We start from the raw sequence: 15,016 nt of genomic DNA on the forward strand, positions 1-15,016 counted from the left end.
AAGGAAAGGCAAAAGACAATGAGCGGGAACAATTCCTTGCCTACTTCCGACCATCCGGCCAATGGCCTCTGGCGCAATGCGCGGCTTGCGACCTTTTCAAACGATATTGCCGTCACCGAAGACGCAGCCCTTGCAGTCGTTGACGGACGTATCGCCTATGCCGGCGCGGAAAGCGTGCTGCCGGCGGAATTCGCCGCGCTGCCCGCGACCGATTGCCAGGCGCGGCTGATCACCCCCTCGCTCATCGATTGCCACACCCATCTCGTCTTCGGCGGCGATCGCGCGATGGAATTTGAAATGCGGCTGTCCGGTGCAAGCTATGAAGAGATCGCCAGGGCCGGCGGCGGCATCGTCTCGACAGTTTCGGCAACGCGGGCGCTCTCGGTGGACCAACTGGTGGCAGAAAGCCTGCCGCGCCTTGATGCGCTACTATCCGAAGGCGTTTCTACCGTCGAGATCAAGTCCGGCTACGGACTGACCGTAGAGACCGAACTGAACATGCTGCGCGCCGCCCGCCACTTCAGCGAGATCCGCCCTGTGCGTGTCGTGACGAGCTGGCTTGCCGCGCATGCCACCCCGGCCGAATACAAGGGCCGCAACGGCGACTATATCCGCGATGTCGTGCTGCCGGGGTTGGACATGGCCCATGCAGAGGGGCTTGTGGATGCCGTGGACGGCTTTTGCGAGGGCATAGCCTTTTCGGTTGCCGAGATGCGGACCGTCTTCGACAAGGCGAAGGAACTGGGGCTGCCGGTCAAGCTTCACGCCGAGCAGCTTTCCAATCAGGGCGGCGCGAAAATGGCGGCGTCCTATGGCGCACTCTCCTGCGAACATCTCGAATATCTCGACGTGGAAGGGGCAGAAGCCATGGCAAGGGCCGGAACGGTAGCCGTGCTTCTGCCGGGTGCCTATTATACGCTGCGCGAGAAGCAGGCGCCGCCGGTGGCCGCGCTGCGGCAGGCCGGTGTTAGGATCGCGCTTTCCACCGACTGCAATCCCGGCACCTCGCCGCTTACCTCACTTCTGCTGACGCTCAATATGGGCGCGACCCTGTTCAGCCTTACCGTCGAAGAATGCCTGGCGGGCGCCACCCGCGAGGCCGCCCGCGCGCTTGGCCTCCTCCACGAGACAGGCACGCTGGAGGCCGGCAAATCCGCCGACTTTACGGTCTGGAACGTGAAACGCCCAGCAGAACTCGTCTATCGCATCGGCTTCAATCCCCTTCACGCCCGCATCTTCAAGGGAAGGAAGGCATCCTGATGACCCACGTTCTCACACCCGGACAGGTTTCCCTCCCCGTCCTGGCGGATATCTACTGGAACGGCGCCACTGCCCGGCTCGATCCCGCCTTCGACATGGCGATCGAAAATGGCGCGCGGCGCATCGCCGAGATTGCCGCAGGCAACGCTCCGGTCTACGGCATCAATACCGGCTTTGGAAAGCTCGCCTCGATCAAGATCGACGCGGCGGATGTCGCCACACTCCAGCGCAACCTCATCCTCTCCCATTGCTGTGGCGTGGGTGACCCGCTGCCAGAAAATATCGTGCGGCTCGTCATGGCGCTGAAGCTCGTCTCCCTCGGGCGCGGCGCTTCGGGTGTCCGGCCGGAACTGGTGCGGCTGATCGAGGCCATGCTGGAGAAAGGCGTCACCCCCGTCATTCCGGAGAAGGGTTCGGTCGGCGCGTCCGGCGATCTCGCGCCGCTCGCACACATGGCGGCGGTGATTACGGGCGAAGGCGAGGCCTTTTTCGAGGGCAGCCGGCTTGCGGGCCGCGCAGCCCTGGAAAAGGCCGGACTTGTGCCGATCGTGCTGGCCGCCAAGGAGGGATTGGCCCTCATAAACGGCACGCAGACCTCCACGGCACTGGCGCTTGCCGGCCTCTTCCGCGCCCACCGCGCATTGCAGGCGGCGCTGGTCACCGGAGCACTTTCGACCGATGCGGCGATGGGCTCCTCCGCGCCCTTCCATCCCGATATCCACACGCTGCGCGGGCACCAAGGCCAGATCGATACGGCAGGCGCCTTGCGTGAACTGCTGGACGGTTCTCAAATCCGCAAGAGCCACATCGAAGGCGACGAGCGGGTGCAGGACCCCTATTGCATCCGCTGCCAGCCGCAGGTGGATGGCGCCTGCCTCGATCTTCTGCGCTCCGTCGCCCGCACGCTGGAAATCGAGGCCAATGCGGTAACCGACAACCCGCTGGTCCTTTCCGATAATTCCGTCGTGTCCGGCGGTAATTTCCACGCCGAGCCGGTGGCATTTGCTGCCGACCAGACGGCGCTCGCCATCTGCGAGATCGGGGCAATCGCCCAGCGTCGCATCGCCCTTCTGGTCGATCCGGCGCTGTCCTACGGCCTGCCTGCCTTCCTGTCGAAAAAGCCGGGGCTCAATTCCGGACTGATGATCGCCGAGGTCACCTCCGCGGCGCTGATGAGCGAAAACAAGCAGATGGCCCATCCAGCCTCGGTGGACTCAACGCCGACCTCCGCCAATCAGGAGGATCATGTGTCCATGGCCTGCCATGGCGCGCGCCGCCTGCTGGCAATGACGGAAAACCTGTTTTCCATTCTTGGTATAGAGGCGCTTGCCGCCGTCCAAGGCGTGGAACTGCGCGGACCGCTGAAGACCGGGACCGAGCTTCAGAAGGCGCTCACCACAATCCGTGCCGTCGTGCCTGCGCTGGAGGAGGATCGCTATATGGCGAACGACCTCAAGGCCGCAGCCGCGCTGGTTTCGTCCGGCGCGCTGACGGCGTCGGTGTCCGCCGGCATTCTCCCCGCATTGGAGGTTTGAGATGGCTGTTTTCGAGGTCAGTCGGGGCACCTCGCCCGTCATTCTCGGTTTCCCGCATACGGGAACCGACGTGCCGCCCGCAATTTGGGAACGGCTGAACGACAATGGCCGCAAGCTCGCCGATACCGACTGGCATATCCACAAGCTCTATGACGGTCTGCTGGCGGATGCGACCACGGTGCGTGCCACCTTTCATCGCTATGTCATCGACGCCAACCGCGATCCGGCGGGCGCGAGCCTCTATCCGGGGCAGAACACCACGGGCCTGGTCCCGGAAACGGATTTCGACGGCCTGGTGATCTGGAAGGATGGCGAAGCACCGACGCAAGCCGATATAGCCGCCCGGCTTGCCGAATTCCACGCCCCCTATCACGCCGCACTCGCCGCCGAAATCAGGCGGGTGAAGGCGCCCCATGGCTTTGCCGTGCTCTACGACTGCCATTCGATCCGCTCGCACATTCCCTTCCTGTTCGAGGGCAGGCTGCCGGATTTCAACATCGGCACGGACATGGGCAGGACCTGCGCACCGGAGATCGAAAAGATTGCCGTCGAAGTGACAGCGACGGCCGAGGGCTACACGTCCATCCTCAACGGTCGCTTCAAAGGCGGCTGGACGACGCGCCATTACGGCCAGCCGGAAACCGGCGTTCACGCCATCCAGATGGAACTGGCGCAATCCACGCATTTGCGGAGCGAGGATCTGCCCTTCGCCTATGACGCGGCGAAGGCGGAGACGCTTCGCGTCCACCTGAAGGCCATTCTCACCCGCATCGAGGTCTTTGCGCTCGCCAACAAGAACTGAGGGGAAACCACCATGATCGATCCGCGCCACAACGAACGCGAAATCCATGCCCCGAGGGGCAGTGAACTCACTGCAAAGAGCTGGCTCACCGAAGCGCCACTCCGGATGCTGATGAACAATCTCGACCCCGATGTGGCCGAGCGTCCGCACGAATTGGTCGTCTATGGCGGCATCGGCCGCGCAGCCCGAACATGGGCCGATTTCGATACGATCGTCGCCACGCTGAAGGATCTCAACGAGGACGAGACGCTGCTGGTACAGTCCGGCAAGCCGGTCGGCGTATTCCGCACCCACAAGGATGCCCCGCGTGTCTTGATCGCCAATTCCAACCTCGTGCCGCACTGGGCGACCTGGGACCATTTCAACGAACTCGACAGACGAGGCCTGGCCATGTACGGCCAGATGACCGCTGGCTCGTGGATCTATATCGGCGCGCAGGGCATCGTCCAGGGCACCTACGAAACCTTCGTGGAAGCGGGACGCCAGCATTACGCCGGCAATCTCAAGGGCAAGTGGATCCTGACCGGCGGCCTCGGCGGCATGGGTGGTGCCCAGCCGCTCGCGGCCGTCATGGCCGGCGCCTCATGCCTTGCCGTCGAATGCGACGAGACCCGCGCCGACTTCCGCCTGCGTACCCGCTATGTCGATGAAAAGACACACAGCCTCGACGAGGCGCTCGCAAGGATCGGCGAATGGACGAAGGCCGGCGAAGCGAAGTCCATCGCGCTCATCGCCAACGCCGCGGATATCTTTCCGGAGCTGGTGAAGCGCGGCGTTCGGCCCGATATCGTCACCGACCAGACCTCGGCGCATGATCCGCTGCACGGCTACCTGCCTTCGGGCTGGACGGTCGCCGAATGGCGCGCCAGGCAGGAGAGCGATCCGAAGGCTGTCGAAAGGGCCGCCCGCGCCTCGATGAAGGTGCATGTCAGGGCCATGGTCGATTTCTGGAACGCAGGCGTGCCGACGCTCGACTACGGCAACAACATCCGCCAGATGGCCAAGGAAGAGGGGTTGGAAAACGCCTTCGCGTTCCCCGGCTTCGTGCCGGCCTATATCCGCCCGCTCTTCTGCCGCGGCATCGGCCCCTTCCGCTGGGCAGCCCTTTCCGGCGATCCGGAGGACATCTACAGGACCGATGCGAAGGTCAAGGAACTGCTGCCGGATAACAAGCACCTGCACAACTGGCTGGACATGGCCAGGGAACGCATCTCCTTCCAGGGGCTGCCGGCGCGCATCTGCTGGGTGGGTCTCGGCGACCGTCACCGCCTCGGCCTCGCCTTCAACGAAATGGTGGCCAAGGGAGAATTGAAGGCGCCGGTCGTCATCGGCCGCGACCATCTCGATTCCGGCTCCGTCGCCTCGCCGAACCGCGAGACGGAAGCGATGAAGGACGGTTCGGATGCCGTCTCCGACTGGCCGCTGCTTAACGCCCTGCTCAACACCGCTTCCGGCGCCACCTGGGTGTCGCTGCATCATGGCGGCGGCGTCGGCATGGGTTTCTCGCAGCATGCCGGCATGGTTATCTGCTGCGACGGTACGGAAGATGCGGCGCGGCGCATCGAGCGCGTGCTTTGGAACGATCCGGCAACTGGCGTCATGCGTCATGCCGACGCCGGCTATGACATCGCTATCGATCACGCTAGAAAGATGGGCCTGCGTTTGCCGGGTATTCTCGGAAACTGACCTTCGGCCGCCGGATCGCAATGCAGGACGCATTCATGAAGATATTGCGCGCGGCCGATTATCGGTGGATGGCCTGGAAGAACGGCGGTGGCGAGACCGCTGAAATCCTTGCCTTCCCTCCGGGTGCCTCGATGGACGATTTCGACTGGCGCATCAGCATGGCGGACGTGGCGAGCGACGGACCTTTTTCGCTCTTCCCCGGCATAGACCGGACGCTGACATTTCTGAGCGGCGACGGCGTCGCGCTCGACATTGAGGGGCAAGGGCGGGTCGTTCTCGCCCCCTCCTCCCCGCCACTTGCCTTTCCAGGCGATGTGCCGGTGACCGCGAGCCTGACCGGCGGGCCGGTGCGCGATCTCAACGTCATGACCCGCCGCGGCCGCTATTCGCATCGCGTCCTGCCCATCGAGGTCGAAGGTCATTGCGAATTGCCGATCGGCTCCGACATCGCCTTCCTCTTTTGCCGCACCGGCGAGGTGTCGGTCGGCGAGGCGCGACTCGGCGCCCTCGATGCGGTCATGACGAGGCGAGGCCTCCTTGATCTCTCCGGTACGGCGTCCCTTTGCCTCGTTCTTTTGCGAAACGAGTGAATGCCGTTTTTATCGGCATTTATGCATAGACAAATGAGAGCTGGCGTGGCTAGTATACCTGCCGGAACGCGATCATAAGACAACCAGTTCTGGATAAGGGGAACGTTATGAAAAGCAGAATTTTTGCCACTACTCTTCTCGCCGCGCTTGCTGCAACCAGCGCCGCCCGCGCCGAAACCGCCGTTTCCATCGGTATATCGGGCTGGACCGGCTTTGCGCCGCTGACGCTCGCCAAGGAGGCCGGCATCTTCAAGAAGAATGGCCTCGACGTCACCATCAAGAAGATCCCGCAGGCCAGCCGCCATCTGGCGCTTGCGTCCGGCGACATCCAGTGCGCCGCGACCACGGTCGAAACCTGGGTCGTCTGGAATGCGAACGGCGTCGCTTCGACGCAGATCTTCCAGATGGACAAGTCGCATGGCGCCGATGGTATGGTCGTGCGCCCGGACGTCGCCAAGATCGCCGACCTGAAGGGCAAGACGATCGCCGCCTCCACACCAGGCACCTCGCCCTATTTCTTCCTGTCCTATATCCTGAAGAAGAACGGCCTCTCGCTGAAAGACGTCAAGGTCGTGAACATGGAACCGGGGCCGGCCGCACAGGCCTTCGTTGCGGGCCAGAACGATGCCGCCATGACCTATGAACCCTACCTGTCGACCGTGCGCGCCGCCCCCGACAAGGGCAAGATCATCGCCACGACGCTGGATTATCCGGCGGTCATGGACACGTTCGGCTGCACGCCTGCCTTCCTGAAGGACAATCCGGCCGCGGCCAAGGCGTTTGCCACTTCCTATTTCGAAGCGCTCGAACTGATCAAGAAGGAACCGGAAAAGTCCTACGGCATCATGGGCGCCGATGTGAAGCAGTCAGCCGAGGCCTTCGCCGGTTCCGCCAAGCATCTCGAATGGCAGGACAAGGCCGCCAACAAGAAGTTCTTCGAAGGCGAGTTCAAAACCTTTACCGCCGATGCCGCCGACCTGCTTCTGGAGACCGGTGTCATCAAGGCGAAGCCGGACCTCGAAAAGCTGGCGGATACGTCCTTCATCGACTAAACGCCCAAGGGCGGCGCAGAAGGCGCCGCCCCTCTCCCAACCGGACAAACGGACCCGGCCCCATGCATCCCTTGCAGCCCATCGGTCGCGGCGCGCGCATCGCCCTCGGCATTCTCTTCTTCGTCCTCTTCTTCGCGGCCTGGGGTTTTGCGACGCTTGGCGGCTTCGTATCGCCTACCTTTCTGGCCGACCCGATCACGATGGCCCGTGACGGGCTCTATCTGCTGACGGAGCAGGGTTTCCTCACCGATATCGGCGTGACCGTCTGGCGTGTCGTCGGCGGCTTCGTGCTCGCCTCGGTCGTCGCCGTGCCGCTCGGCATCGCCATGGGCGCCTACAAGCCGGTCGAGGCGCTGCTTGAACCTTTCGTCTCCTTCGCCCGTTATCTGCCGGCCTCTGCCTTCGTGCCGCTGCTCATCCTCTGGGCCGGCATCGGCGAACTGCAGAAGCTGCTGGTCATCTTCATCGGCTCGGTCTTCCAGATCATCCTGATGATCGCCGTCGGCGTCGCCAATACGCGCCGCGATCTGGTCGAGGCGGCCTATACGCTGGGCGCAAAGGATTCCGGTGTCATCCGCCGTGTGCTCATCCCGGCCAATGCACCGGACATTGCCGAGACGCTACGCCTCGTGCTCGGCTGGGCCTGGACCTATGTCATCGTCGCCGAACTGATCGGCGCCTCCTCCGGTATCGGCTACATGATTATCAATTCGCAGGCGCTGATGGCGACCGGCCAGATCATCTTCGGCATCATCGTCATCGGTCTTATCGGCCTCGTGTCCGATTTCCTGTTCAAAGCGGTCAATCGCCGCCTCTATGCCTGGAGGCTCGCATGAGCGCCGAACTCGTCATCTCCAACGTCTCCCGCGTCTTTCCGGGGGTCAATGGCGGCCAGCCGGTCACGGCGCTGCAGCCGACCGACCTGGAGATTCCGCGTAACGACTTTGTCACCATCCTCGGCCCTTCCGGCTGCGGCAAGTCAACGCTCCTGCGCATCGTCGCCGGTCTGGACCGGCCGACAACCGGTTCGGTCACACTGGCCGGCCAGCCGGTCACCGGGCCGGGCGCCGATCGCGGCATGGTCTTTCAATCCTACACGCTCTTTCCGTGGCTCACGATCCGCGACAATGTCGCGTTCGGCCTGAGGGAAAAAGGCGTGCCCGAGAGGGAGAAATGGGAGATCGTCGACAGTTATATCGACAAGGTCGGGTTGCGTGGCTTCGAGAACCATTGGCCGAAGCAACTTTCCGGCGGCATGCAACAGCGCACGGCGATCGCCCGCGCGCTCGCCAACAATCCGCGCATCCTGCTTCTCGACGAGCCCTTCGGCGCGCTCGACAACCAGACACGCGGCCTCATGCAGGAATTGCTGCTCGGGATATGGGAGCGCGAGGTAAAGACGGTGATCTTCGTCACCCACGACATCGAAGAAGCCGTGTTCATGGCCTCCCGCGTCGTCACAATGACCGCGCGTCCGGGCCGCATCAAATCGATCACCCCTGTAGACCTGCCGCATCCGCGTCACTATACGGTCAAATCCAGCCCGGAATTCTCCGCGCTTCGCCTGAAGCTGACGGAGGAAATCCGCTCCGAAGCGATCATGGCGGCAACGGACGGTTAGGGCCTGTGGACAGAGCATTTCCGCGACCGGGTTTCGGCGACAAATGTTCGAAAAGGTTTCGCGGGAAGGTGTTGACGGGCTTTCCGGGAATTGCGTCATGCGAAGGTAGGCCAATGGACGAACGGGTGGAGAAGACGCCGGATACGACGCTGCACCACCGGATTCTCGCCGATGTCGAGAACCGCATCCTGTCCGGCGAATGGCCGCCTGGCCACCGTATTCCCTTCGAGCACGAATTCACGCAGCAATATGGCTGCTCGCGCATGACGGTCTCCAAGGCTCTGGGCGATCTTGTGCGACGCGGGCTGATCGAGCGCCGCCGTCGTTCCGGCAGCTTCGTCGCCTATCCGCAGGTGCAATCGGCGGTATTGGAGATTCAAGACATCCGCCATGAGGTGGAGGCGCTCGGGCTTGCCTATGCCTGGCGGCCGCAAGGCCGGACACTGCGCGTTGCCCGCGCGGAGGACCGCAATCGGCTGGACCTGCCGCCCCGCGCCCGCGTTCTCGCTGTGACCGGTTGCCACTATGCCGGTCGCCGGCCTTTCTGCCACGAGGATCGCCTGATCAGCCTGAGGGCGGTACCGGAAGCGGAAAACGAAATGTTTGACGACAATATAGGGCCTGGCACATGGCTTTTGCGCAAGGTGCCGTGGAGTGCGGCCGAAAACCGTATCAGCGCCGTGTCGGCCGAACCGGAGATCGCCGCGACCCTCGGCATCGCGGCCGGCACAGCCTGCCTGGTCATCGAGCGGCGCACATGGACCGCGGACCAGCACATTACGCAGGTTCGCCTCACCTATCCGGGCGACCGCCACCAGCTCGTGGCCGCGTTTACCCCGTCACAGTCGTCATAGACCGTGGTAACGTTCCGGACGCAGAACCGCTTCTCGACCGCCGCATCATCAGAACCCTCGCCGCACCAATTCGCGCACCCACGCAGGTTAAGGCAACGCTCTTTCGGGTGAGGATAAGCACAGGCTTCAGCCTCTTTCGATCATGGGATAGTTGGCGAAACCAAAACAAAAGCGCCCGTCGGTGTTGTCGGACATGCGTTCATCGTCATGCTCCAAGGCCGTAGCGGGCATGCATCAAGGCTCGTTCGATGCCCCGAAGCTCCGCCAGGCCTTTAAGACGCCCGATGGCGGGATAGCCGGGTTGCGCACCACGTGTCAGGTCGTCGAGAATCTCCTGTCCGTGATCCGGCCGCATGGGGATGAGATGATCCTCCCGACCTTCTTCGCGACGTCTCGCCTCTTCCGATAGCAGTGCGGCGATAACGGCGACCATATCCGTCCCACCTTCCAGATGCTCATCCTCGAAGAAGGAGCAGGGAACGGTGTCGGTATCCCGGGTTACGTTACGCAGATGAATGAAGTGGATGCGGTCGGCAAAGCGGCTGGCGATGAAGGGCAGATCGTTATCTGCGCGCGCGCCCAGCGAACCCGTGCAGAGCGTCACGCCATTTGCCCGGCTGTTGACCTGTTCCATCATATGGGCGTAGTCGGTCTCGGTCGAAAGGATACGCGGCAGACCAAGGAGCGGCCAGGGCGGATCATCACCATGTGCGCAGATATTGATGCCGACCTCCTCCGCTACCGGCACGACCTCTGAGAGAAAATCGACAAGATTTTGCTGTAGTCGCTCCCGATCGATGCCCTGATAGGAGCGAAGCTTCTCAAGCAACTGGTCCAAGGTGTAGCCATCCGCCGAGCCCGGCAGTCCCGCACCGATGTTTTTGGCGAGCGCAGCAATCTTCGTATCCGCCATCCCGGCGAAATGCCGCGCTGCTTCGTCCTGCAGCCATTCCGGATAATCGCAAGCCGCCTCTGGACGTTTGAGAATATGGATGTCGAAAGCGGCAAAATCGACCAGATCGAAGCGCATCGCCTTTGCGCCATGGCGTGTTTCCCAGCGCAGGTCCGTCCGCGTCCAATCCAAGACCGGCATGAAATTATAGCAGACGGTGCGAATTCCGGAGGCAGAAAGACGCCGCAGGGTCTCCTGCCAATTGGCAACGTGACGTCTCCAGTCGCCGGTTTGCGTCTTGATATCCTCGGAGACCGGGACACTTTCCACCACGTCCCATACCAGCCCGCCGGCCTTGATTTGCTCGTGTCGTTCGGCAATCTCGTCAACCGGCCAGACCTCACCGGTTGCGATATGGTGCAGCGCGCTGACGATACCTTCCGCGCCAGCCTGTGCCGCATCGCGCACGGTCACCTTGTCGATCGGGCCGAACCAGCGCCATGTATGTCTCATATCTCGTCCTTCAAAACCTGGTTTGATTGTTTGAAAATGATCTGCACCTTGCAGGCCGTCGACCGGTCCCTGGCCCGATCGAAAGCCTCGACGACCTGATCGAGCGGAAACGTGTGGGAAATGATCGGCCGCACATCGATACGCCGCGTCGAGATCAATTCCACCGCCTGCGCGAATTCATCATGGAAGCGCTGCGAACCCCGCCAGACGATCTCCTTGCCGACAAGGGCGTTCAGCGGGATCGTCATATCGCCGGTAACGCCGACCTGAACGATCGTTCCGCGCGGTTTGATCGCGGCAAAGGCAGAACGCAACGCCGGCCCGGCCGCCGAGCAATCGAAAGCCGCGTCAAAGCTGCCCTTGTTCTCTTGAAAAGGCTGTAACCCGTCCGGATCGGCCGCAACGTTGATTGTCCGAGTTGCCCCCATGGCCGGCGCCCTGGAAAGAGCGGCATCCGTCAAATCCGTGACGACGATTTCCGCGGCACCGGCGTGACGAGTGGCCGCAACCGTCAGCAGCCCGATCGGGCCGGCGCCCGTCACCAGCACTTTCTTGCCGGACAGATCGCCTGCCTGGGCGACAGCGTGCAGGCAGACTGCCAAGGGTTCCGCACAGGCTGCCTCTCCTGCCGAGACGCCATTGCCGACCGGATGGCACTGCGTAGCCCGCACGATCAGCCTTTCCCGAAACATGCCGTTTTCGTGGGGCAAACGCATGGCCGAGCCCATGAAACGCATTTCGAGGCAATGGATAGGCTGTCCGATCCGGCAATATTGACATTCACCGCAAGGCTGCGACGGGTTAACCGCCACGAGTTGCCCAACTTCGAGCCCGGTGACACCCTCGCCCAAGATTTGAACAAAACCAGAGGCTTCGTGCCCGGCGATGATGGGTTCGCGAACCCGCACGGGACCGAATCCGCCATCCTGATAGTAGTGAAGGTCAGAGCCGCAGATGCCGCCCGCCGCCATGACGAGAAGGACCTCGCCGGGCCGTGGCTCGGTATATTCAAACGTTTCCACTCTCAAATCACGCCGGGCGTGAAGTCGGGCAACACGCGTTTGCATCGCTTTGATGCCTTTCGTTCAAGAAAATGCTTGGTCCGCCGGAAGCGGACCGAATACCTATCGGATGAGACCCAGCAGTGTAGGCAGCCAAAGGGTAATCGCCGGTACGAAGGTGATCAGACCAAGCGCTATGAACAGCGGTATCATCCACGGCAGGATGGCAAGCGTCGTGCGCTCGACGGACAGCTTCGAGATGCGGGAGAGTACGAAGAGCACCATACCGACCGGAGGCGTTAAAAGGCCAATCATCAAATTCAATGTAATGACCAGGCCAAGATGGACCGGATCAATTCCGTAGCGCGCTGCAACCGGCATCAGGATGGGGACAAGGATGCTGATGGCAGCGATGGTATCGAGGAAAGCTCCGACGATCAGCAAAAGAATGTTGACGATGAGGAGGAAGGTCCACCAGTTATCCGTCAGGCCGAACAGGAAGTCGGAGAACAGTTGCGCGGCCTGGCTGACCGTCAGCAGCCATGCGAAGATGGATGCCGCCGTGACGATGAACAGGACCGACGCCGTGGTTTCGATCGTGTCGAAAGACGCCTTGGCCAATGTCCGCAGCGTCATCGTGCGATAGCGCACGAGCCCGAGAAATAGTGACCACAGTACGGCGGCCACAGCAGCTTCCGTGGGCGTGAACCAACCCATGGTCATGCCGCCAATCAAGAGGACCGGTGTCATCAGTGCCATGACCGCGGAAAAATCATAATACCAGTCGAGAGCGACAAGAAAAGCGAGCCCGATCAGCACCGCAATATTGATCGACAGGCCAGCAAGGATCATCAGGTATATCAAGGCGGGAAAGGCAAGCACGATCAGCACTTCGAGCGAAGCACCCAGCAGCTGCTTCAGTTCGAATGGCGTATCCGAGCCCCAGCCCTTGCGTCTGGCGAAGATATAGACGGTCACCATCATCAGTACGGTCATGACGACGCCGGGGATGATACCCGCCATGAACAGCGCCCCGATCGAGGCATTGGCCATCATGCCATAGATGACGAAGGGCAACGATGGCGGAAAGATAGGGCCGAGCGTTGCCGAAGCAGCGGTGACGCCGACTGCCGCTTCAACCGGATAGCCGTGGTCCTTCATGGCCTTGATTTCGATCGTGCCGATGCCGGCAGCATCGGCCAGCGCCGTTCCGGACATGCCGGAAAAGACGACCGATCCGATGATGTTGACCTGCGCCAGGCCGCCCTTCATCCAGCCCACCAACGCAAGCGCAAACCGATAGATGCGCCCGGTAACGCCGGCAATATTCATGAGGTTGCCGGCAAGGATGAAGAACGGCACCGCAATCAGCGGAAAACTCTCGACGCCGGCGATCATGCGCTGGGCTGCGATGATGTCCGGCGCGACGCCATAAATCACCAGGTATAGCAACGAGGCAACCGCCATGGAGACGGCAACCGGCGTGCCGATAATCAGAAGCAACAGGAATGATCCGAGAAGAAGAAGCATGCTCAGATTCCCCCCGCGTTGATATGCTCCTGCGCCTGCTCGCGCACCGATTTGGTACCTGTCAGATCCCTGATCAGGTTTTGCAGGGAGCGAAGAAACATCAGCGCAAAGGCTGCGAAGACCGTATAAAAAACTATGCCGCGCGGCAGATCGACGGTGACCATCCGCTCGTCGCCGACAATCTCGAGATATCGCCACATCAGCCACGTGACATAGGCGAAGAAGGCAATGGCGATGGCATCGACAGTGGTTTCTAAAGCTCTGACGATCCGGCCCGGCAGGAAGCGGTAGAGTAGATCGACCTGGATGTGACGTACCATTCGCACGCACATCACCGAGCCAAGGAAAACGACGACGACAAGGCAATTGGCGGCGATTTCCTCGGTCCAGGCGAAGCTGTCATTCAGCACATAGCGTGTGAAGAATTGCAAAAAGACGGCAAGACCCATGCCCCAGAAGACCGCAAGCGTCACCCAGTCCTCGACCGCGTAAGGAGAAAGATCAACCGGTGCGGCTTCTTCCTCAAAGGCATGCGCCATCTCTTCCACGCTGATCGGCGCGTGCGAATGCTCCGTCATCGGATCGACTCCGTTCATAAAGATTGCAGGAGGTTGCCCCGACGCACCGAATGCGCCGGGGCAAGGATCATCACTTGATCGCGCGGATGGCTTCCCAATCGGCCTTCTCGTAGCCGAAGTCTTCAAGTTTGACTTTCTCGACGACATTTTTCTCGAAGTCTGCCTTGTCGATTTCGGTGACGGTCAGCCCCTTCGTCTTGAATTCATCAACGAGCGCCTTCTCGCGCGCTTCGATGGTCTTGGTCGTACGGGCTGCGGCTTCGAGCATGACGTCCGTGAAGATCTTCTTGTCCTCGTCGGAGAGGCTTGCCCAGCGGGTCTTGGAGATAACGGTGTTGAGGTGATCGACGATATGACCGGTCAGCACGATGTTCTTCTGGACTTCATAGAACTTCTTGGCCTCGATCGTCGTCAGGGGGTTTTCCTGCGCTTCGACGGTCCCGTTCTGAAGCGCCAGATAGACTTCCGCGAAAGCGATCGGCGTCGTGTTGGCGCCGCATGCACGTGGCATTGCAAGATAGGCCGGAACGTCCGGCACGCGCATCTTCAAACCGGCCATATCGGCGCATTTGGAGATCGGACGGTTCGAGGTGGTATGGCGCGTTCCGTAGTAGCTGACGGCCACGATATGGTTGCCGGTCTTTTCCTCATAGCCCTTCGTCAGCTTCTTGAAGACGTCGCTCTTCGTGTAGGCGAGAAGATGGCTGGGGTCGCGGAAGATATAAGGATAATAGGTGACGCCGATTGGCTTGTAATCGCGCGCGGCGAAACTGGAACCGGAAATAATGATGTCCACGGTGCCGAGCTTGAGGCCCTGGTTGATGTCGGCTTCTTTGCCGAGTTGGGACGCCGGATAGACCTCGATTTTGTAGCGGCCATCCGTTCGCTTGGCGATCTCCTCCGCGGCCCATACGGAATCCGTGTGGAACGGCTCGGAGGTCTCATAAACATGGGCCCACTTCAAAACGGTTTCTGCATGAGCAGAAAGTGTTGAGACAAGGCTGACTGCGGCTGCGCCCAACAGTGTTGTCAGTTTGAGTTTCATTCTTTCCTCCTAGGTGAAACTGAACTTCCTGGATGACCGCGCCCGGATGGCGAAACG

At 61.5% G+C, this 15,016-nt stretch carries 14 protein-coding genes; 9 read left to right on the plus strand and 5 right to left on the minus strand.

Annotated elements, in window-relative coordinates; all coding sequences use genetic code 11:
• Positions 1–18 precede the first annotated feature (18 nt).
• From hutI to hutC, 9 genes are all read left to right on the plus strand, one after another.
• Positions 19–1,260, plus strand: coding sequence for an imidazolonepropionase (gene hutI, locus ABK249_RS04420; RefSeq protein WP_227703606.1), 1,242 nt, complete (start codon positions 19–21; stop codon positions 1,258–1,260).
• On the plus strand, positions 1,260–2,795 hold the full coding sequence (hutH, locus tag ABK249_RS04425) for a histidine ammonia-lyase (protein ID WP_227703607.1): 1,536 nt from the start codon (positions 1,260–1,262) through the stop codon (positions 2,793–2,795). Before hutI ends, hutH begins: the two co-directional genes overlap by 1 nt.
• A 1-nt stretch (position 2,796) precedes the next feature.
• Positions 2,797–3,597, plus strand: coding sequence for an N-formylglutamate deformylase (hutG, locus tag ABK249_RS04430; protein WP_227703608.1), 801 nt, complete (start codon positions 2,797–2,799; stop codon positions 3,595–3,597).
• A 12-nt stretch (positions 3,598–3,609) separates the two neighbouring features.
• The gene (gene hutU, locus ABK249_RS04435; RefSeq protein WP_227703609.1) at positions 3,610–5,283 is read left to right on the plus strand and encodes a urocanate hydratase; all 1,674 of its coding nucleotides are present in this window, start codon (positions 3,610–3,612) and stop codon (positions 5,281–5,283) included.
• 35 nt (positions 5,284–5,318) lie between these two features.
• Complete coding sequence (locus ABK249_RS04440) at positions 5,319–5,873, plus strand: HutD/Ves family protein (protein WP_227703610.1); 555 nt, start codon at positions 5,319–5,321, stop codon at positions 5,871–5,873.
• 107 nt (positions 5,874–5,980) lie between these two features.
• Entirely contained in the window at positions 5,981–6,925 is a 945-nt protein-coding gene (locus ABK249_RS04445; protein ID WP_227703611.1) for an ABC transporter substrate-binding protein, read from the plus strand.
• A gap of 62 nt (positions 6,926–6,987) precedes the next feature.
• The gene (locus ABK249_RS04450) at positions 6,988–7,761 is read left to right on the plus strand and encodes an ABC transporter permease (protein WP_037149438.1); all 774 of its coding nucleotides are present in this window, start codon (positions 6,988–6,990) and stop codon (positions 7,759–7,761) included.
• A complete protein-coding gene (locus ABK249_RS04455; RefSeq protein WP_037149435.1) occupies positions 7,758–8,546 on the plus strand; it encodes an ABC transporter ATP-binding protein in 789 nt (262 codons plus the stop codon). Before ABK249_RS04450 ends, ABK249_RS04455 begins: the two co-directional genes overlap by 4 nt.
• Before the next feature lie 113 nt (positions 8,547–8,659).
• Entirely contained in the window at positions 8,660–9,400 is a 741-nt protein-coding gene (gene hutC, locus ABK249_RS04460; protein WP_037149432.1) for a histidine utilization repressor, read from the plus strand.
• Positions 9,401–9,605: 205 nt separating this feature from the next.
• Here hutC and uxuA read toward each other — a convergent pair whose 3' ends face one another.
• From uxuA to ABK249_RS04485, 5 genes are all read right to left on the minus strand, one after another.
• Entirely contained in the window at positions 9,606–10,805 is a 1,200-nt protein-coding gene (gene uxuA, locus ABK249_RS04465; protein WP_348862335.1) for a mannonate dehydratase, read from the minus strand.
• On the minus strand, positions 10,802–11,872 hold the full coding sequence (locus ABK249_RS04470) for an L-idonate 5-dehydrogenase (RefSeq protein ID WP_227703613.1): 1,071 nt from the start codon (positions 11,870–11,872) through the stop codon (positions 10,802–10,804). Before ABK249_RS04470 ends, uxuA begins: the two co-directional genes overlap by 4 nt.
• A 57-nt stretch (positions 11,873–11,929) precedes the next feature.
• Positions 11,930–13,336 (minus strand): TRAP transporter large permease, encoded by a 1,407-nt coding sequence (locus ABK249_RS04475; protein WP_037149424.1) that lies wholly within the window; start codon positions 13,334–13,336, stop codon positions 11,930–11,932.
• Between the two features lie 2 nt (positions 13,337–13,338).
• Complete coding sequence (locus tag ABK249_RS04480; protein ID WP_037149716.1) at positions 13,339–13,914, minus strand: TRAP transporter small permease; 576 nt, start codon at positions 13,912–13,914, stop codon at positions 13,339–13,341.
• Between the two features lie 70 nt (positions 13,915–13,984).
• Complete coding sequence (locus tag ABK249_RS04485; protein WP_227703614.1) at positions 13,985–14,959, minus strand: sialic acid TRAP transporter substrate-binding protein SiaP; 975 nt, start codon at positions 14,957–14,959, stop codon at positions 13,985–13,987.
• Positions 14,960–15,016: the final 57 nt, after the last annotated feature.

The sequence above is a fragment of the Neorhizobium phenanthreniclasticum genome, assembly GCF_040066075.1.
Lineage (GTDB): Bacteria > Pseudomonadota > Alphaproteobacteria > Rhizobiales > Rhizobiaceae > Neorhizobium > Neorhizobium petrolearium.